The sequence below is a fragment of the Solirubrobacter phytolaccae genome, assembly GCF_027587195.1.
Lineage (GTDB): Bacteria > Actinomycetota > Thermoleophilia > Solirubrobacterales > Solirubrobacteraceae > Solirubrobacter > Solirubrobacter phytolaccae.
In genome coordinates, this window is record NZ_JAPDDP010000073.1 from 1 (window position 1) to 19,094 (window position 19,094).

The 19,094-nt window shown below is 70.4% G+C and carries 21 protein-coding genes; 14 read left to right on the top strand and 7 right to left on the bottom strand.

The features are described from left to right. On the bottom strand, positions 1–1,463 hold a 1,463-nt coding region (locus OJ997_RS28550; protein WP_270028741.1), incomplete at its 3' end, for a DUF2339 domain-containing protein. Positions 1,464–1,542: 79 nt separating this feature from the next. Here OJ997_RS28550 and OJ997_RS28555 point away from each other — a divergent pair. After that, positions 1,543–2,136 carry a TetR/AcrR family transcriptional regulator gene (locus OJ997_RS28555; protein ID WP_270028743.1) on the top strand — a complete coding sequence of 198 codons (594 nt, stop codon included), beginning with the start codon at positions 1,543–1,545 and terminating at the stop codon, positions 2,134–2,136. A 4-nt stretch (positions 2,137–2,140) separates the two neighbouring features. Here OJ997_RS28555 and OJ997_RS28560 read toward each other — a convergent pair whose 3' ends face one another. Beyond that, positions 2,141–2,704 (bottom strand): FKBP-type peptidyl-prolyl cis-trans isomerase, encoded by a 564-nt coding sequence (locus OJ997_RS28560; protein WP_270028744.1) that lies wholly within the window; start codon positions 2,702–2,704, stop codon positions 2,141–2,143. Positions 2,705–2,812: 108 nt separating this feature from the next. After that, positions 2,813–3,442, bottom strand: a complete 630-nt coding sequence (gene upp / locus OJ997_RS28565) for a uracil phosphoribosyltransferase (protein ID WP_270028745.1) — start codon at positions 3,440–3,442, stop codon at positions 2,813–2,815. 27 nt (positions 3,443–3,469) lie between these two features. Between upp and cdd the strand changes: the two genes are divergently transcribed. From cdd to OJ997_RS28610, 9 genes are all read left to right on the top strand, one after another. Next, the gene (gene cdd / locus OJ997_RS28570) at positions 3,470–4,372 is read left to right on the top strand and encodes a cytidine deaminase (RefSeq protein WP_270028746.1); all 903 of its coding nucleotides are present in this window, start codon (positions 3,470–3,472) and stop codon (positions 4,370–4,372) included. Continuing rightward, a complete protein-coding gene (locus tag OJ997_RS28575; RefSeq protein ID WP_270028747.1) occupies positions 4,369–5,130 on the top strand; it encodes a purine-nucleoside phosphorylase in 762 nt (253 codons plus the stop codon). The genes cdd and OJ997_RS28575 overlap by 4 nt, the downstream gene beginning before the upstream one ends. Then, entirely contained in the window at positions 5,131–6,429 is a 1,299-nt protein-coding gene (gene deoA / locus OJ997_RS28580) for a thymidine phosphorylase (protein WP_270028748.1), read from the top strand. After that, positions 6,426–7,421 carry an adenosine deaminase gene (add, locus tag OJ997_RS28585; RefSeq protein ID WP_270028750.1) on the top strand — a complete coding sequence of 332 codons (996 nt, stop codon included), beginning with the start codon at positions 6,426–6,428 and terminating at the stop codon, positions 7,419–7,421. The genes deoA and add overlap by 4 nt, the downstream gene beginning before the upstream one ends. A 78-nt stretch (positions 7,422–7,499) precedes the next feature. Beyond that, positions 7,500–8,510, top strand: coding sequence for a BMP family lipoprotein (locus tag OJ997_RS28590; RefSeq protein ID WP_270028752.1), 1,011 nt, complete (start codon positions 7,500–7,502; stop codon positions 8,508–8,510). After that, positions 8,511–10,037: an ABC transporter ATP-binding protein gene (locus OJ997_RS28595; RefSeq protein ID WP_270028754.1), complete on the top strand. Its 1,527-nt coding sequence runs from the start codon at positions 8,511–8,513 to the stop codon at positions 10,035–10,037. Next, positions 10,021–11,220, top strand: a complete 1,200-nt coding sequence (locus OJ997_RS28600; protein ID WP_270028755.1) for an ABC transporter permease — start codon at positions 10,021–10,023, stop codon at positions 11,218–11,220. Before OJ997_RS28595 ends, OJ997_RS28600 begins: the two co-directional genes overlap by 17 nt. After that, complete coding sequence (locus OJ997_RS28605; RefSeq protein WP_270028756.1) at positions 11,217–12,377, top strand: ABC transporter permease; 1,161 nt, start codon at positions 11,217–11,219, stop codon at positions 12,375–12,377. Before OJ997_RS28600 ends, OJ997_RS28605 begins: the two co-directional genes overlap by 4 nt. A gap of 37 nt (positions 12,378–12,414) precedes the next feature. After that, entirely contained in the window at positions 12,415–12,945 is a 531-nt protein-coding gene (locus tag OJ997_RS28610; RefSeq protein WP_270028757.1) for a hypothetical protein, read from the top strand. Here the strand turns inward: OJ997_RS28610 and OJ997_RS28615 are convergent. Next, the gene (locus OJ997_RS28615; protein WP_270028758.1) at positions 12,937–13,341 is read right to left on the bottom strand and encodes a response regulator; all 405 of its coding nucleotides are present in this window, start codon (positions 13,339–13,341) and stop codon (positions 12,937–12,939) included. The genes OJ997_RS28610 and OJ997_RS28615 overlap by 9 nt on opposite strands. Before the next feature lie 17 nt (positions 13,342–13,358). Between OJ997_RS28615 and OJ997_RS28620 the strand changes: the two genes are divergently transcribed. From OJ997_RS28620 to OJ997_RS28630, 3 genes are all read left to right on the top strand, one after another. Next, positions 13,359–13,649 (top strand): DUF4031 domain-containing protein, encoded by a 291-nt coding sequence (locus OJ997_RS28620; RefSeq protein WP_270028760.1) that lies wholly within the window; start codon positions 13,359–13,361, stop codon positions 13,647–13,649. Positions 13,650–13,726: 77 nt separating this feature from the next. Next, positions 13,727–14,560: a gasdermin gene (locus tag OJ997_RS28625; RefSeq protein ID WP_270028761.1), complete on the top strand. Its 834-nt coding sequence runs from the start codon at positions 13,727–13,729 to the stop codon at positions 14,558–14,560. Beyond that, positions 14,557–15,729, top strand: a complete 1,173-nt coding sequence (locus OJ997_RS28630; protein ID WP_270028762.1) for a hypothetical protein — start codon at positions 14,557–14,559, stop codon at positions 15,727–15,729. The genes OJ997_RS28625 and OJ997_RS28630 overlap by 4 nt, the downstream gene beginning before the upstream one ends. A 22-nt stretch (positions 15,730–15,751) precedes the next feature. Here OJ997_RS28630 and OJ997_RS28635 read toward each other — a convergent pair whose 3' ends face one another. Then, the gene (locus OJ997_RS28635; protein ID WP_270028763.1) at positions 15,752–15,955 is read right to left on the bottom strand and encodes a hypothetical protein; all 204 of its coding nucleotides are present in this window, start codon (positions 15,953–15,955) and stop codon (positions 15,752–15,754) included. An 84-nt stretch (positions 15,956–16,039) separates the two neighbouring features. Between OJ997_RS28635 and OJ997_RS28640 the strand changes: the two genes are divergently transcribed. Next, positions 16,040–16,789 (top strand): hypothetical protein, encoded by a 750-nt coding sequence (locus OJ997_RS28640; RefSeq protein WP_270028764.1) that lies wholly within the window; start codon positions 16,040–16,042, stop codon positions 16,787–16,789. Between the two features lie 159 nt (positions 16,790–16,948). Here the strand turns inward: OJ997_RS28640 and OJ997_RS28645 are convergent, their stop codons facing one another. Together OJ997_RS28645 and OJ997_RS28650 are read right to left on the bottom strand one after the other, a co-directional pair. Continuing rightward, positions 16,949–17,815 (bottom strand): nucleotidyl transferase AbiEii/AbiGii toxin family protein, encoded by an 867-nt coding sequence (locus OJ997_RS28645; RefSeq protein ID WP_270028766.1) that lies wholly within the window; start codon positions 17,813–17,815, stop codon positions 16,949–16,951. Then, positions 17,815–18,378, bottom strand: a complete 564-nt coding sequence (locus OJ997_RS28650; RefSeq protein WP_270028767.1) for a type IV toxin-antitoxin system AbiEi family antitoxin domain-containing protein — start codon at positions 18,376–18,378, stop codon at positions 17,815–17,817. Before OJ997_RS28650 ends, OJ997_RS28645 begins: the two co-directional genes overlap by 1 nt. Positions 18,379–19,094 lie beyond the last annotated feature (716 nt).

Below are 19,094 nucleotides of genomic sequence, written 5' to 3' on the forward strand. Positions count from 1 at the left end.
CCGGATACATCGGGTCCATCGTCGCTCGCCGGCTGCTGGCCCGTGGGGCGGCCCGTCGCGGCGTCCTCGCGAGGCGCGCCTGTGGCGGCGGCCGACGACGTGCCCGCGGGGCGGCCCGTCGCGGCGTCGTCGCGCGGTGCGACCGGAAAGGCGAGGCGGACGTCGTTCACGAAGGCCTCGACCGCGGCCGGGCGGCGGCGGGCGCCGAGCAGCGCGGCGAACGCGAGGACCGGGCCGGCCCAGCCGAGGACGACCGGGAGGCCGTCCGCCATCGCGACCAGCGCGAGGTCCGCCAGGCCGACGGCGATGCCGAGCGTGACGAGGGCGACCGGGCGCGAGATCCCTGGGGTGCGGGTCGCGGCAAGGCCGGCGACGAAGTGCGCGGCGGCCAGCGCGATCAGCCAGCCGTCGTGGTCGCCGTAGGAGACGGCCAGCAGCAGCGCGTTGAGGACGAGCAGGGCGGCCGCGTTCCAGTTGACGGACGCGCGGCGCGCCTCCAGGCCGAACGCGAGCGCGGCGGTCAGAAGGCCGAACGTCACGAGCACGACGAGCCGCCCCGTCTCGGTGGGGCTCGCGTCCCACAGCCACACGATCAGCTGCAAGGCGGCGGTGACGAACGCGGCCCACGCGAGGGCGTTCCAGCGCTGCCACACGACGACGGCGACGGTCGCCGCGTACGCGACCGCGAGGAACGCGACGGCGTCGAGCGCGCCGAGCGCCGTCGGTGCCCAGAGCGCGCCGAGCAGTCCGAGCCAGCCCATCAGCGGGGCGTTCCAGCGGATGGCGAGGACCGTCGCGGTCGTGCCGACGATGAGCGCCCCGACGAGGGCCGTGGCGGTCGGGATGAGCTCGTAGCCGGCGCCCGCGATCAGGAGCGTGCCGAACAGGCCGGCGACGCCGACCGCGGCTGCGGCGAGGGCCGCTTCGGTGCGGTCCTTGTGCTCGCGCAGGTAGACGCCGGTGGCGAGCAGCGCCGCGGAGAGCGCGCCGCCCAGCACGGTCCGCATCGTCTCGTCGAGCCAGCCGCGGGAGATCGCGATCGTGAGGAGGAACGCGAGGCCCGCGAGGATGGCGACGCCGCCGAGCCAGGCGAGGATTGAGCCGCCGACGACGTCCTCGAGATCGCGCTTCGGAGGAGCGCCGGCCGCGTGGTGGCCGGGTGCGCGCGACCCCGGTCGTGCGGAACCGGCTTCGCCGAAAAGGGGGGATGTTCCGCGCGGACCGGGTCGCGCACACCCGGCTGGGGCGGCGCGACGGACCGCTCGCCGTGAGGCGGCGCGGAGGTCCGGGCCTTGGGCGGCGGCCAACTCTGTGGCGCGGGCACTTCCGGGTGCGTGCGATACCACGCCACGCCGCGGCGGGCGCCCTCCAGCTCGCGGACGCGCTCCTCGAGCGTCGCGGCGTGCTGCTCCAAAGCGGTGATGCGGTCCTCGACCATCCCAGCGGCTCCCTTTGTTGACCATCGGTCGATAACCGCAATACGGAGAAGTGGGCCAAGGGTTACAGCGCTATCGACCGATGGTCAGATACGCTGACCCGCAGATGTCCGACGGACCCGCCTATACGCGGCTCGCGGTGGACGAGCGGCGGCGTCGCCTGCTCGAGCTCGGCTCGGAGCTGTTCACCCGCCACGCGTACGACGAGCTGTCGATGGCAAAGATCGCGAAGGAAGCCGGGATCAGCAAAGCGCTGCTCTACCACTACTTCCCGAGCAAGGAGGCGTACTTCGTCGCCACGCTCGAGGAGAAGGCGAACGAGCTGCAGCGGCGCACCGTCCCGGACCCGGCGCTGCCGCCGTTCGAGCAGCTGTCGGCGAGCCTCGACGAGTACCTGAAGTGGGTCGAGGAGAACGCGGGCGCCTACGACAAGATGATCCGCAACGCGGGAGCGGCGCCGGAGGTGCGGGCGCTGCTCGACCGAGTGCGCTCGCAAACCGCGAACCGCATCCTCGTCGGCCTCAGCCCGGACGGCCCGCCGTCACCGCTGCTCAGAACCGCGATCCGCGGCTGGCTCGGCTTCCTGGACGGCGCGTGCCTGGACTGGGTCAACCACGACGACGTGGACCGGGAGACCTTGCACGGCCTCCTCGTGTCCACGCTCGTGGCCTCGGTCCTCGCGCTCAGCGAGGACGAGTGACGCGCTACGGCGCCGTGATGTCTTCCATGTCGACGACGAAGACCAGCGCCGCGCCGGGCGGGATCGGGCCGGAGCCGCCGTCGCCGTAGCCGAGGTCGGACGGGATGACCAGCACGCGCCGGCCGCCCTTCTTCATGCCGACGACGCCCTGGTCCCAGCCGGGGATGACCTGGCCACCGCCGAGCGGGAAGGTGAAGCCCTCGCCGCGGTCGAACGAGTTGTCGAACGGCTCGCCGCCGTCGAGCAGCACGCCCGAGTAGTTCACGGTGACGCTCTGGCCGGCCTGGGCGGGGTCGCCCGTGCCCTCCTCGAGGTCCTCGACGATGAGGCCGTCGGGCGCCTTGGCACCGGACGTGTCGATCTCGGGCTTCTCGCCGACCTTGCCCGTCACCTTCACGCCGGAGTCGGTGGACTCGGGCGCCTCGCCCGTGGGCGCGGCCTCCGTCGGGGCTTCGGTCGGAGCCTCCGTCGGAGCCTCGGTGACTTCCTCGGTCGGGGTGGCGGTGGCGGCCGTCTCGTCGTCGGACGAGTCATCGCCGCACGCCGCGAAGGCGAGCGCGAGGGCCACGGCGGGCAGGGCTAGTAGATGTCGGCGCATAGCGGCGACTGAGGGTAGAGGGCGACGCTCGCGTAGGACGCTCGCGTCGCTGGCTCGCTCTCCCGCCGCGGGATGGGCTTAGCGGTCAGTACCGAAGATGCGGTCGCCCGCATCGCCGAGCCCGGGCCGGATGTAGCCCGTCTCGTCCAGCTCGCGATCGAGCGCGGCCATGGTGATGTGCACGTCCGGATGCGCCTCACGCACCGCGGCGACGCCCTCGGGCGCCGCGACGAGGCACACGAAGTGAATCCGCCGAGCGCCCGCGCGCTTCAGACGCGCGATGGCCTGCACGCCCGACCCGCCCGTCGCGAGCATCGGGTCCACGACGAACACCTCGGCGTCCTCCACACCCGACGGGATGTTCTCGTAGTAGCCGACCGGCCGCAGGGCCTCTTCGTCGCGGTACATGCCCAGGTGCCCCACGCGCGCTTCCGGCACCAGGCGTAGGAAGCCGTCGACCAGGCCGAGGCCCGCGCGCAGGATCGCGACGACGAACACCTCGTCGGCGAGCCGCGTCCCGGGCGTGCGCTCCAGCGGCGTCTCGAGCTCGATGTCGGCGCCGCGCAGTCCGCGCATCGCCTCGTAGCCGAGGATCAGCGCGGCGTCCGTCATCGTCTCGCGGAAGACGCGGTGCGGCGTGTCCTTGTCGCGGAGAATCGAGAGAAGCCGCCGCAGCAGCACGTGATCGACGACCGTGACCCCATCCATCCCCCGGAACCTACTAGTGTCGGGCCGATGGCAGCGCCGCGCCGCAACATCGAGCTCAAGGCGTCGGACCCCGACCCCGAGCGCTCGCTGGCCGTCGTCAAGGGTCTCGGAGCGCACGACAAAGGCGTGCTCCGTCAGCGGGACACGTACTTCCGGGTGCACACGGGTCGCCTCAAGCTGCGGGAAGAGGACCCCGGCGGCGCGACCCTGATCCAGTACGACCGCGTCGACGCCGACGAGGCCCGCGAGTCCCGCTACCGGCTCACGCCGATCGACGATCCGCAGACGCTCAAGGCCAGCCTCGAGGCGACGCTCGGCGTGCTCACCGTGGTCGAGAAGGAACGCCACCTGCTGCTGTGGCAGAGCGTCCGCATCCACCTGGACGTCGTCAAGGGCCTCGGCAACTTCCTCGAGCTGGAGGGCGTCGCGACCGCCGATTCCGACCTCGCGCTGGAGCTGGAGCGCGTCACGCGGCTGACGGAGGCGCTGGAGATCGCCCCGGAGCGGATCCTGCGCAACTCCTACAGCGACCAGGTGGTCGGCTCCGGCGCGCTGGTCGACGCCGCGCGCGACGTCATGCAGCGCGCCCACGCGCCGTATTCGAACTACAAGGTCGGCGCCGCGCTGCGCGCCGAGGACGGCTCGATCCACGTCGGCGCGAACGTCGAGAACGCGGCGTATCCCCAGGGTCAGTGCGCGGAGGCCTCGGCGATCGGCGCAATGGTCGCCTCCGGCCGCACGCAGATCACCGAGGTGGCCGTGATCGCCGACTCCGACGACTTCTGCGTCCCGTGCGGCGGCTGCCGTCAGCGGCTGCGCGAGTTCATCGCGCCCGGCGCCGAGATCCACCTGTGCGCGCGCAACGGCGCGCGCCAGACGACGACCCTGGAGACGCTGTTGCCTCGCTCGTTCGGCCCGGAGTTCCTTTGACGCCGCGCGTCGGAATCGTCCTGGGCTCCGGCCTCGGCGCCATCGCCGAGGCGCTCACCGACGCCACGCACACGCCGTACGCGGAGCTCGAGGGCTTCCCGCGGCCGAGCGTGGCGGGCCACGGCGGGACGCTCAGCCAAGGGCTGCTCGGCGGCCTGCCCGTCGCCATCTTCCAGGGCCGCAAGCACGTCTACGAGACGGGCGACGCGTACGGGATGCGGGTCCCGATCCGCTGGCTGAAGGAGGCCGGCGCCGAGACGCTCTTCCTCACCAACGCGGCCGGATCGCTTAACGCCGACGTCGGCCCCGGCCGGCTGATGGCGATCAGCGACCACATCAACTTCCTCGGCGTGAACCCGCTGACGGGCCCGAACGACGACGCGGTCGGCCCGCGCTTCCCGAGCCTGCGCGACGCGTACGACCCGGAGCTGCGCGCGAAGCTGCACGCGGCGGCGACCGGCCTCGACATCAACCTCGCCGAAGGCGTCTACCTCGCCACGGCCGGCCCGACGTTCGAGACCCCGGCGGAGATCCGCGCGTTCCGCACGCTCGGTGCCGACGCGGTGGGCATGAGCACCGTGCCCGAGGTCATCCTCGCCCGGCACGCCGGCCTGCGGGTCGCGGCGGTGTCGGCGATCACGAACCTCGCCGAGGGCATGGGCGGCGAGGAGCTCTCGCACGAGCAGACGTTGCGCAACGCCGAGGTGGCGGCGCGTGACCTCGTGCGGCTCGTACTCAAGTTCGCGGAGGACTATTAGTTGCTGGCACCCGAGGTCATCCGGAAGAAGCGCGACGGCGCCACGCTCACGCGCGAGGAGATCGGCTTCCTCGTCGGCGGGATCACGGACGGAGGGCTGAGCGACGCGCAGGTCGGCGCGCTCGCCATGGCCTTCTTCCTGAAAGGCCTCGACGCCGAGGAGCGGCTGAACCTCACGACCGCGATGCGCGACTCGGGCAGCGTGATGACGTGGGACCTCGATCGCCCGGTGCTCGACAAGCACTCCACGGGCGGCGTCGGCGACAAGGTCTCCCTGATGCTCGCGCCGATCCTCGCGGCCTGCGGCGCGGCCGTGCCGATGATCAGCGGCCGCGGGCTCGGCCACACCGGCGGGACGCTCGACAAGCTCGACAGCATCCCGGGCTACGTCTCCACGCCCGCGACGGAGGTCATCCGGCGCGTCGTGCAGGACGTCGGCTGCGCGATCGTCGGCCAGACGAGCGACCTCGCGCCCGCCGACAAGCGCCTGTACGCCACGCGTGACGCCACGGGCACGGTCGAGTCGATCCCGCTGATCGTGGCGAGCATCCTCTCCAAGAAGCTCGCGGAGGGCCTCGACGCGCTCGTGCTGGACGTCAAGACCGGCAGTGGCGCCTTCATGGCCGCGCCGGAGGACGCCCGAGCGCTCGCCACCGCGCTCACGGAAGTGGCCAACGGCGCCGGCGTGAACACGGTCGCGCTGATCACCGACATGAACGAGGTGCTCGGCACCACCGCGGGCAACGCGCTCGAGGTCCGCGAGGCCGTCGACTACCTGACCGGCACGGCGCGCGAGCACCGGCTGCACGAGGTCACCGCCTCGCTGGCGTCCGCCGTGCTCGTCCAGGCGCGCCTCGTGGCCGACGACGAGTCCGCGCGCGCCCAGGTGGACGAGGTGCTGGAGAGCGGCGCCGCGGCGGAGGTCTTCGGCGCGATGGTCAGCGCCCTCGGCGGCCCGAGCGACTTCGTCGAGAATCCCGCGCTCCCATCCGCCTCCGTCACCCGCCCCGTCGCCCCGGAGCGGCCGGGCTACGTGACGAGCGTCGACACGCGGGCCGTCGGCCTCGTCGTCACCGGCCTCGGCGGCAACCGCCGCCGCGAGGACGACCAGATCGACTACGGCGTGGGGCTGAGCCGGATCGCCCCGATCGGCGCGCAGGTCGGCCCGGACCGCCCGCTCGCGCTCGTCCACGCCCGCGGCGACAGCAGCGCCGCCGAGGCCGCCACGGCGCTCCTCCGAGCCGTCAAGATCGGCGACGAGCCGCCCGCCGCGCGCCCCGTCCTGCTGGATCGCGTATGACTCAGCTCCCGCTCGCCGAGCTGCACGTCCACTTGGAGGGCACGGCGCCGCCCGCGCTCATCCGCAAGCTCGCCGACCGCAACGGGTTGACCGTCCCCGAGGGCGTCTTCGAGACGCCCGAGAAGTTCCGCTGGGTGGACTTCCTGGACTTCCTGCGCACGTATGACCTCGCCGCGAGCGTCATCCGCACGCCCGAGGACTACCGCGACGTCACCTACGAGTACCTCGTCGGCTGCGCGCGTGAAGGCGCCATCTACGTCGAGCTGATCGCCTCGCCCGACCACGCGGCGAACGTCGGGCTCAGCGACGCCGATCACTACGCGGGGATCGCCGCCGGGATCGACGACGCGCGCGCCGCGACCGGCATCGAGGCGCGCATCCTCGTCACCGCGATCCGCAACTTCGGGGTGGAGGCGGCGGTGGAGATCGCCCGCCGGCACGCGGAGGAGCGCCATCCCTACGTCGTCGGCTTCAACCTCGCGGGCGACGAGGCGGGCTACCCGCCGGCGCAGTTCCACGAGGCGTACGCGATCGCGGCGGCGTCCGGCCTGGGCTGCACGGTGCACGCGGGTGAGCACGCGGGCGCCGAGTCCGTCCGGGAGGCGCTCACGCTGCCCGTCAGCCGCCTCTCGCACGGCGTGCGGGCGATCGAGGATCCGGCGCTGGTGGCGGAGATCGCCGAGCGCGGCATCGTGCTCGAGGCGTGTCCGACCTCCAACGTCGCCACGCACGTGTTTGCTTCGTACGAGGAACATCCACTTCGCAAACTCCATGAAGCGGGTGTGAAGTGGACGTTGGGTTCTGACGACCCTCCCTATTTCGGCTGTAGCATCGGCGGCGAGTACGCCGTAGCGCGTGAGCGTTTCGGCTTCGAGGAGGGTGAGTTGAGGACGATCACGCGCACGGCGGTCCAGGCGTCCTTCGCGGACGATGCGGCCAAAGCCACCCTGCTCAATCGAATTACTGCCTCAGACGACCGCCACGACCACTAGGGTCGCGGCTCGGTCGTTCCAATTCGAAAAGGAGTCCCGGCCGTGCGCCGACCACTTCATTTCATCGCCTTGCTGGCCATGCTTTGTTCTTTCTTCGTAGCCGCGTGCGGCTCCGACGAGGAGGAACCGGCCACCGGCGGTAGCCCCTCCGCTGAGGAGACCCCGGCCAAGGAAGCGATCAAGGTCGGCCTGGTCACCGACATCGGCGGCCTGAACGATCGCTCGTTCAACCAGCTCGCCAACGAAGGGCTCGAGCGGGCCAAGTCCGAGTTGGGCGTGGAGACGCGAGTGCTGATCTCCAAGGCCAACTCCGACTACGTGCCGAACCTCAGCACGCTCGCGCAGCAGCAGTACGACCTGGTCATCGGCGTCGGCTTCCTGATGGCCGAGGCGATGAACACCGTCGCCCCGAAGTTCCCCAAGACGAACTTCGCGATCATCGACGTGGACGCCACGGGCCTCGAGTCCAAGCCGACCAACACCGCGGGCGTGCTCTTCAAGGAGAACGAAGCGGGTTACCTCGTCGGCTACATGGCGGGCCTGTACATCAAGGACGAGGGCGGCGGAACGGCGAGCTCGGTCGGCGGTCAGAAGATCCCGCCGGTCGACGCGTACATCGCCGGCTACCAGGCGGGCGTGAAGGCCGCCAACCCGGACGCGAAGGTCGTCAACGGCTACTCGCAGAAGTTCGACGACCCGGCGCCGTGCAAGGAGCTCGCGCTCGACCACATCGCGCAGGGTGCGAAGGTCGTCTTCCAGGTCGCCGGTGGCTGCGGCCTCGGCGCGCTGGACGCGGCGAAGGAGAAGGGTGTGCAGGGCATCGGCGTGGACGCCGACCAGGCCTACCTGGGTGACCAGATCATGACCTCGGCGCTCAAGAAGGTCGACGTCGCGGTCTACGACGAGATCAAGGCCGTGCAGGACGGCACGTTCAAGGGCGGTGCCAACACGATCTTCGACGTCAAGTCGGGCGCGGTCGGCATCGGCGAGACGAACGAGGTCGGCGCCAAGTACGCCGACCAGATCAAGGCGGAGCAGGAAAAGATCGCCTCGGGCGAGCTCACCGACATCCCCAACACCGTCAAGTAAGTGGCAGACTCGCCCGCGCTGGAGCTCCGGGGCATCACCAAGCGGTTCGGTGCCCTGGTCGCGAACAACTCAGTCGACTTCGAGCTCAAGCGTGGGGAGATCCACGCGCTGCTCGGGGAGAACGGCGCGGGCAAGTCGACCCTGATGAACGTGTTGTACGGCCTCCATCAGCCCGATGAAGGCCAGATCCTCCTGGACGGGGAGCCGGTCACGATCGACTCCCCGCGCCGGGCCATCGGGCTCGGCATCGGCATGGTCCACCAGCACTTCATGCTCGTGCCGGTGATGACCGTGGCCGAGAACCTCGTGCTCGGCGCGGAGCCGCGCTCGGGGCTGCTGCTCGACTACAAGGGCGCGGCCAACCGGGTGCGCGAGCTCTCGCAGCAGTTCGGCCTGGCCGTCGATCCCGACGCCAAGGTCGAGGACATCGGCGTCGGCACCCAGCAGCGCGTGGAGATCCTGCGCGCGCTGTTCCGCGGCGCGAAGGTGCTCGTCCTGGACGAGCCGACCGCCGTGCTCACGCCGCAGGAGGCGCAGGACCTGTTCGTCGTGCTGCGCCGGCTGACCGAGCAGGGCACGTCCGTCGTGTTCATCTCGCACAAGCTCAACGAGGTCCTGGACATCGCCGATCGCGTGACCGTCCTGCGCCGCGGCGAGAAGATCGACACGGTCTCCACCGAAGGCGCGACGGAGCGCTCGCTCGCCGGCCTGATGGTCGGGCGCGAGGTGCTGCTGCGCGTCGAGAAGCCCGAGCAGACCCTGGGCGAGCCGCTGCTGACCTTGGAAGGCGTCTCCGCGGAGGACGACCGCGGCCTGCCGGCGGTCAATGACGTGTCTTTGGAAGTCCGTGCGGGCGAGATCGTCGGCCTCGCCGGCGTCGACGCCAACGGGCAGTCCGAGCTGATCGAGGCGATCATGGGCCTGCGCGCGCCGACCGCGGGGACGATCACCGTCGACGGCAAGGACGTCACGCACTGCGGCCCGCGCGACACGCTCGCCGCGGGCGTCTCGCACATCGCCGAGGATCGCCACCGGCGCGGGCTCGTGCTCGAGTTCGACCTCGCCGAGAACCTCTGCCTGCGCGAGTACAAGACGCCCGCCTTCTCCACGCGCGGCTTCCTGTCGCCGTCGAAGATGGTCACGCGGGCGCGCAAGCTCTTGAAGGAGTTCGACGTGCGCGGCGGGGAGCCGGAGACGCGTGCGGGCTCGCTGTCGGGCGGCAACCAGCAGAAGGTCGTGATCGCGCGTGAGCTCACCGCCGATCCGAAGGTGATCATCGCCGCCCAGCCCACCCGCGGCCTGGACGTCGGCGCGATCGAGTTCGTCCACCGACGGCTCGTCGAGGAACGCGACCGGGGCAAGGCCGTGCTGCTCGTGTCGTTGGAGCTCGAGGAGGTCCGCTCGCTGAGCGACCGCGTGCTCGTGATCTATGAGGGACGGATCGTGACGGAGCTGCCTCCCGAGTCCTCCGAGGAGGACTTCGGCGTGTACATGACCGGCGGGGGCCGTGATGAGCGCGCTGCCTGACGACGAGCTGCCGCCCAACATGACCGTCGCCTCACGGGCCGCGGTCTATCTGCGCAGCGGCGGCTTCGTCGCACCGCTCATCACCGTGCTGGTCGCGTTCCTCGCGGGCGGCCTCGTCGTGCTCGCGACGGGCCACAACCCGATCGAGACCTACCAGGCGATCTTCAAGGGCACGGGCTTCAACTGGGTCTTCCCGTGGCTGTCCGAGGACGACCGGACCATCGCGGCGCTGGCCCTCCAGCAGACGCTGATCACCACGACCCCGCTGATCCTCACGGGCCTCGCGGTCGCGTTCGCGTTCCGCTGCGGCCTGTTCAACATCGGCGGCCAGGGTCAGTACATCGTGGGCTCGATCCTCGCGGTCTGGGTCGGCTCCTCGTTCGACGGGATGCCGGCGCTGCTGCACATCGTCGTCGCGATCCTCGCGGGCATCCTCTCCGGCGCGGCGTGGGCGGGCATCGCCGGCCTGCTGAAGGCGGTCACGGGCACCAACGAGGTGATCACGACGATCATGCTCAACTGGATCGCGATCTGGGTGGGCGTGTGGCTGTTCGGCCTCGGCGGCCCGCTGCAGAACGACGATCCGACGCGGGTCGACGTGCCGGTGTCCAACGACGTCCTGGCCGGCGCGAAGCTCCCGGTGTTCTGGGGCGACGCGCAGCTGCAGGGTCTGCACATCGGCATCTTCATCGCGCTCGCGGCGCTCGTCGTCTTCTGGGTGCTGCTGAACCGCACCACACTCGGCTACGAGGTGCGCGCGGTCGGCTTCAGCCCGGACGCCGCCGAGGCGTCCGGCATCAACGTGCGCCGCAACTACATCCTCGTGATGGCGATCTGCGGGGCGTTCGCCGGGCTCGGCGGCGCGCTGGACGTCATGGGCTGGCAGTTCCGGATCGCGACCAACGACATCCCGGCGAACCAGCTCGCGTTCTTCGGCATCGCGGTCGCACTGCTCGGACGCAACACCGCGATCGGAACGCTGCTGGGAGCGCTGCTGTTCGCGGGGCTCATCAACGGCACGTCCACGCGCAACCTCGACCCGTCGGTGTTCGAGCCCCAGCTGGCCACGAACCTCACCTACATGATCCAGGGACTTGTCGTGCTGCTGATCTCGACTGATGTGCTGGTGGTCTACCTGCTGCGGTTGCGCCGCCGGCGCCGGACCCAGGCGGTGGCCGCATGACCCCGAAGCGTGTCGGCTGGGCGGCGGTCGCCCTGGGCATCCTCGCGTTCTTCGTCGCGGTGCCGCCGCTGACGGTGCGCTCGCCGATCGTCGTGATCGTGCTCGCCGCGCTCGCGATGGCAGCGGGCTCGTACGCCGTCACGGCGGGGGAGAAGCGCATCGGCTGGGGCGGCATCGTCGCCGGCCTGGTCGGGCTCGTCGGCGGCTACGCGGCGACGCAGTCGGGCGTCGCGAACCTCGAGCGGGTCGTGGTCTGGGGCGCGCTCGGCGCGGCCACGCTGCGCTACGCGACGCCGCTGATCTTCGGCGCGGTCGGCGGCCTGTTCTCCGAGCGCTCGGGCGTCGTGAACATCGCGCTCGAGGGCATGATGCTGATGGGCGCGTTCTTCGGCGCGTGGGGCGCGGACATGACCGGCTCGTGGATCCTCGGGTTGGTCATCGCCGTCGTGGCGGGCTCGGCCTTCGCGGCCATCCACGCCCTGTTCGCGATCAGCTTCCGGGCCGACCAGATCGTCTCCGGCACGGCGCTGAACCTGCTCGCGGTCGGCATCACGGGCTACCTGTACGTGCAGGTCTACGGGGACCTCGGCACGCCGGACGACCTGCCGTCGGTGCCGAACGTGTCGCTCCCGATCGACTGGCTGCCGCTGTTCGGGGACGTCTTCGGGGACCTGAACCTGCTCGTCTGGCTCGCGCTCGCGGCCGTGCTCGTCACCTGGATCGTCGTCTTCCGCACGCCGACCGGCCTGCGGCTGCGCTCGGCGGGCGAGAACCCGCTGGCGGCGGAGACGGCGGGCCTGAACGTCGTGCGCACCCGCTACTACGCGGTGATGGCGTCCGGCGGGCTCGCGGCGCTCGGTGGCGCGTTCCTGTCGATCGGCTTCCTGCACACGTTCACGCAGAACATGACCGCGGGCCGCGGGTTCATCGCCCTGGCGGCGCTGATCTTCGGGCGCTGGAAGCCGGGCCTCGCGCTCGCCGCGACGCTGCTGTTCGGGTTCGGCAGCGCGTTGGCGTCGCGGCTGCCGGTGTTCTCGCCGTCCGGCGCGGTGCTCTTCCAGGCCCTGCCGTACGTGCTGACGCTGATCGCCGTCACGGGCCTCATCGGCCGTTCGGTCCCGCCGCTGGCGCTCGGACGTCCGCTTCCACGCTCGTAAGGTTCAATTCGGGCGGTCGGGTGGAATGCTTGACCGCATGATCTCTCGCCGGTGGTTGGGAGCGCTCGCGGCGCTCGGGCTCGCGATCACCGGCTGCGGCGAGGCCGCCGCGCCGGAGCCGGATCAGCTGGCGCTCAAGCGGCCGGAGCGGCCGCGCGAGGCTCAGCCGGACAAGCGTGCCCCGGTCACCGGCGCCGAGCGGGGCGTGATCCGCCGCTGGGCGGAGGAGCTCTCCCGCGGCGACGTCCGCGCCGCGGCGAAGGAGTTCAGCGTGCCGAGCGAGATCGTCAACCTGCAGCCCGATCCGCTCGAGCTGGACACGGCGCGCCGCGTCGAGGACTTCAACGACAGCCTCCCGTGCGGCGCGAAGCTCATCAAGGTCACGCGCACCGTCAGCAAGCTCGTCGTCGGCGAGTTCGAGCTCACGGACCGCCCGGGCGGGGATTGCGGCGCCAGCGCCGGCTCGCAGGCGACGTTCGCCTTCCTGATCGACGCCGACGGGCACATCGCGCGCCTGATCTACATCGACACCGACGACGCCGACGCTCCCGGCACGGCCCTAACCTAGGCTCGGGCTGACATAGCGCTCCCCGCGCGTCACGGCGTCCAGCCCGTCGATCAGCTCGGGCAGCCCGCCCTCCTTGAGGACGATCCCGTGTGCGCCCGCCTCGAGCACGCCCTGCAGCTCCTGCGGGTCGGTCGTGGCCGTGAACACCACGACCTTCGTGTGCAGCTCCGCGGCCACGAGCCGCCGGATCAGCCCCTCGCCACCGCCCTCGGAGGCCAGGTGCAGATCCACCACCGCCACGTCGGGCTTGCTGCCCAGCACGAGCTCCGCGCCGGTCTCCGCCGTACCCGCCACGCCGCACACGGTCCAGCCCCGCTGCTGGAGCACGTCGCGCAGAAAGATCCGCAGCGCCCCGTGGTCTTCGACGATCGCCACCGTCCGTCCCTCGTTGCTCATGCCAGCCTTCATACCCGATGACGGTCCTGGTGGATCCGCTCCGGCGCTACGAGCACGTCCCGTTCACGGTCAAAGACTGGTGCCACATGGCCGTCGACGGCTCGTTCGAGGAGCTCCACGCGTTCGCCGCGGCTCTCGGCATCCCGCGCTCGCGCTTCCAGGGCGACCACTACGACCTGGTGCCGTGGATCCGCGAGCGTGCGGTGACGTTGGGCGCGGTCGAGGTCGAGACGTCTGAGCTCTTGGTGCGCATGGCGGGTCCGCGCGGCGACCGTGCCCGACGGCGCACCGCCGCGCGGTCGTCGTAAGCGCCCGGCTCGCGCGCATTGACAACGGCGGCGGCCTCATGTGAGATCGCGCATCCGTCTCCTACTCGCTGAGCTCCTTGCCAAGACTTCCACTCTGCTCGGGCGATCCGCTCGTCCACACGCTGCGCGACCTGTTCGACGCGGTTCCCCTCCGCACGCCGGAGGAGCGCGTCACGACGATGTCCGTGGTCGCGAGCCAGGACGGCCGTTCGCGGTTCCTCGGGCCGCTCGGCCCGATCCTGGACGGCGATGAGGCACTCGACGTCGACGCGATCGAGTCCCGCATCGCCTCGCTCGCGGGCAAGCGCTCGCGCGTCGTCGAGCGCAAGCTGGCGCTCGAGATCCTCGAAGGCTTCCTCGCCCCGCTCGGCGTGCCGCTGCCCGCGGTGGCCGCCGCCGTCGGCCGCTCGACGAAGGTCTCGTTCCGGTTCGACGACGTGCGCCGTCGTTACGTCGAGGTCACGCGTGTCGGCAAGCTGCTGCGTGATCGGCGCATCGACACCGCCAACGCGACCGCGACGATGTTCCTCGAGCAGCGCGCGGACTTCCTCCTGGTCGACTCGGTGCTCCAGAGCTCCGGCTTCGCGATCGAGGTGGACGACGAGCGCAGCCGCAGCGCGGAGTTCGACGCCGGGGCAATCAGCGAGCTGATCGGGACGGTCCAGCCGTCGACGACGACCGTCACGGCGGATCAGCGGCAGATCACGTTCGCGGGGACCCGCCCGCTGACGTTCGCGTTCTCGTGCGTCCGGTTCTTCGTCGACGAGTACGGCGCGCTGGCCTCGATCGAGCCCGACCGCGGGCCCGCGAGCCTGGGCTTCGGCCCGTCCGGTGTCGTCATCGAGACACCGAACCGCGTGCTGCTCACCCAGGAGCCGGCGCTGCTCGAGTGGGACGACGACGGGCTATGAGCTCGACCCCCGCGAACGCGTACCTCGAGCGCCTGCAGCGCAACCTCTTCGCCGCCACCGGGGAGGATCCCGAGCGCCTTCAGGAGATCGGGGACAAGACGATGGCGACGGTGCTGGGCGGCGCGACGAAGGTCGGGTTCCCGGACGCCGAGGCGATCCCGAAGATCCTGCAGGAGGAGTTCGCGCGCGGTTTGGCGATGCGGCCGTCCCGCTACGAGGATCCGCTGACGCACATGCTGATGGTCCGGCTCGCGGACGACCTCGAGAAGACCGCGGGGACCCTGGGCTATGAGCTGCCTCCGCGGCCGGTGTTCGGCACGTTGCCGCTCGGGCAGCTCAACGCGAGCGCGATCGCCGTGCCCGACTCGTCGGAGCACCTCATCGTGTTCCAGAAAGGGCTGTTCGGCTTCATGAACCTCTTGGCGAAGGCGGTCGCGGCGAGCCTGCCGTGGGTCGACGAGCCGGAGGGCGGCGGGGTGTCGTTCAGCACCGATGTGGACAAGATCCGCGAGCATCTCAAGAGCGACTCCGAGCCGGCGGCCCGGCTGGCGGACTTCGTCGCCTCCTACGTGGTCGAGGGTGATCCGCACCGCTCGCAGCAGTACTTCCTCGGCGGCCCGGCGATGCGCCTGGCGGAGATCCTGCGTTACGGCGGCGAGCTGTTCGTGCTCGCGCACGAGTACGGCCACATCGTCAGCGGGCATCTCGAGAGCGATCACCGGACCGAGCAGGTGGCCGACGAGACCCTCACGATCGTCTCCGAGCCGTGGGTGAAGGAGCATCAGGCCGACTACATCGGGATGATCCTGGCCGTCTCGACGATGCACCACGAGAAGGACCTGGACATCGCGATGGCCTTCGGCGCGGTCGACCTGGTCTTCTCGGCGATGGCCCTGGTCGACGCCGCGCTCGGAGTCGTCGCCGTCAACGACCCTGAGGCGACGGCCCGGTCGGACACGCACCCTCCGGCTCAGCTGCGCCAGGCGATGCTGCGGGAGATGCTCGACCGCGCACTCGACGACGAGGCTCAGGTCGCGGCGGCACGCTTGTTCGCCGAGACGCTCGACGAGATCATGCAGGTGCTGTGGGACAGCATCGCGCCCTACCTGAGCGAGCTGCACGCACGCGGCGTGCGGCCCTCACCCATCTGGGGCATCGCTCCCGCCTAGCGCCGGGCGTGAGGCCCCGCGCTCACCACGACAGGTAGTCGCGCGCGTCCGGGATCCGCTTCAGCGCCCGGTCGATCTCGCCGCGCTCGGCGGTCGGGATCTGCACGTCTCGGCCCTTGACCATGACGGGGCACTCCGGGAGAGCGGCTCGAAGTCGCCAGATGGCCATGTGGGCCTCACTGCTGTCGTTGAGAAGCGTGAGGGTACGGCCGGTCTGAGGGCTCATGCGCGTCCCCTCGGCCGGCCGGCGTCCCGAGACGAGTCCTGCACGCGGCGTTGCAGAGGCCACTCGGTACGATCCGCACTCGCCATGTCGACGGAGTCCCGCTCACCGCTCGAGCTGTTCGAGATCGCCTACGACAGCGAGGGCGACGCGTACAGCGACGTCCTGCGAGAGCTGCACTGGAGCGGCGAGCGGGTCACGTTCGAGATCGCCCGCGCGTGGGCGTTCGACCCCGACGAGCTCCGCCGCATCGTCGGCCTCGACGTGCTGGGCCAGCTCGGCATCGCCCAGTCGGCGCGCCGCTCCCACTGGCCCCACCGCCCGGAGACGATCGAGCTGCTGCGGCGCATCCTCCAGGACCCGAACGTGCCGCTGGACGTCCTCGAGTCGGCGATCGTCTCCGCCGGCCATCAGAGCGCCCGCGCGCTGCTGCACGACGTCATCGCCTTCGTCGACCACCCCGACGACGACATCCGGTCCGCGGTCACGTTCGCCGTCTCCTCCCTCCGCGTCTTCGCCGACGACGACGGCGACCTTTACCCCGCCGCGCCCGAGATCGTCGACACCCTCATCCACCTCTGCGCCGACGACGTCGCCGAGATCCGCGAGTGGGCGCTGTTCCACCTGCGCATCCTCGAGGACGACCAGGCCCCGAACGAGTCCCCGGGCGCGCTGGCGGCCTACCTGGCCGGCGTCGAGGACGAGGACGAGGACGTCCGCCTGGAGGCGCGACAGGCGCTCGAAGCGCTGGGCCTCCGCAGCGAACCCCGCATCGGCCGGCTGTCCCGCCCGATGACGCGCCGGCGCCGAGCGCACCGCCGCTCGCGCCGTCGCTGACCCTCGGCCAAGCCGGAGACGGGATTCGAACCCGTGACCTACCGCTTACAAGGCCTGAATTTGAAGTGACGCGAGACCTCGATTTTGGCCATGGAAGGCCGATTTCGGGGTCTCGGTCCTTTCGCGGATTGTCAGCGATCGGGCTGAATCGACTGGGGTTTAGGCACGTTTAGGCGCAAATCCGGCGGCGTCGATCGCGTCGACGAGTCCCTGGACGGCGGCGGCCGCGTCGTGGACGTTCCGGGGCTCGAAGTCGAGTTCGGCGGCGAGGGCGGCGTACTGCTCGGGCCAGCCGTCGAACACCGTGACCGTCGGCGGCCAGGAGTGCTTCGCGCGGAGTGCGAAGATCTCGACGCAGGCATCGCGCACGCGGGCCAAGTCGTCAATCAGGCCTTCAAGCATCAGAACGTCGCTGAGATCGCGGAAGCGGTCGTTGGGTGGTGGCTCGGCGAAAACCTCGGTGCACGCGTGGAGCTTCTGGGCGATCTGGTAGCGAACAGCCACGCAGGCGACGTCGTCCGGACCGCTCAGACCGAAGGGGCCGAGAGGGATGGCCGGCACGCGATCGATCTCCTGTCCGGCGTCTCCCTCGGTCGGCGCGACTTCGAGCTTCACGGTGCCCCAGGAGCGGCCACGGTACGCGAGCTTGAGGTCGAGCTGGATGGCGTCGGTGTTGCGGATCGTACGCGGCGGGGTGCGAGTGATCTTGAAGTCGCCGTAGGTGTCGGCGATCGCCTGGTCCAGGCGATCGAGCATGTCGCCGCTGCGCTCGCGAAAGGCGGTGTCGTAGTCCTTCGTCGCGCGGGCATCGAGTCCGAGCCGTAGTTCCATCGCCACGCCACCCTTGAGCGCGAACACGGGATCGTCGTCCTCGTCCCGGACCCGCTCGAGAGCCGCCGCGACGACCATGAACGAGATCCAGCGCTGGAGTCGCTGCTGGGCAACGCCGGTCGCCTTGGCGTGCTCGCCGACCCAGCGCTGCAGGACCTGCACGTTGTGCGGCGGCTTGCCGCGCTCGACGGGCATCAGGGCGCCCGGCCTCCGGGACGGGCGAGGCGCTTGAGTTCGGCCTCCTCCGCTTTGCTGATCGCGCCGCGCTGGCGAGCTGTGCTGATCGCCTGCTTGATCAGATGCGCGCCCAAGTGGACCTCGATGCCGTCGCGGATCGCGCGCGCTGGCGTGACGATCGGGATCCCCTCATGGTTGGTGACGTCGCGCTCGTCCAGGTCTCGGTGATGTAGCCGGTAGGCGGACGGGATCTCGCGCGTGATCCGCAAGTCCTTGCGGACTGTCACGTGGACCTTGGTCGGATTGATGTCGCACAACTCGTGCAGGTCTAGCGCCGTGTCGTGGCTTAGGACCCCGCCACCGCGCGGCCACAGCGTGGCCTCCATGTACTGATCGAGCCCGGTGACCGGGATCGCCGGAACGCGGTACAGCCCATAGGCGACGCGTTCGAGCGTGCCCCGCTCTGCCATCTTGCGGAGTCGGTCCGCGACCACGTCGACAGCGGCAGCGTCTTCGGCTGTCACGTAGCCGTACTGGCCTACCGCTACATCCATCAGGGCGTTGTATCCGGCTCCCGGCACACCGCACAAGATAGGACATTTCGACCGATCTTGTGCGAATTGACGTAGATGGCCTACGTGCCCCGTCGAAGCTGGGCTCGTGGCTGAATTGCCGGGGGTCAATACGTTCGAGCTAACTCGGAGCATCCGGCACTCGGGCGATTCGGGAATCCCACAAGCCACCGACCGCGCGCTTCTCAGGCACGGAACTTCGGCTTCCAACACGTATTCGTGCCCCCAAGAAGCGACATCGCCTTCCGTAAATCTCGCTGTACGATGGAAGGCACCACGCGTTGCCCGTACCGATGACCTGGACGACCCGAGAGCTCAACGAGATCCAGCAAGCGGCCACTCGCGAGTTCATGGGCGATGCCGATGTGCTCGGAGTGCGGGTCCGTCGCCAGCACGCTGCGCCCACGCTGCAGATCACGTGTGCCACGGACGCCAGTGTTGTTGCCGCGCGGCTACCTGCGACGTTCCGGGGGTTGACAGTTGTCTGTCGCGAGGCCCAGCCGATGGTCCTCGGGTACACGATCGCGCAGTAGCCACACCCCCACTGGCCTGCTGGAACGTCCAGGGAGCTGGATCTTCGAGGACACGCCGAGATCCGCCGTCAGCTCGCGATACAGCTCGACATCACATCCGCGATCGCCTGGCGCAAGCACGTACGACTCCGCTTCGCACAGATCATGACCGTGCTCGCGATCACCGGTTTCGTGCTCGCCGAGACGGCGTTT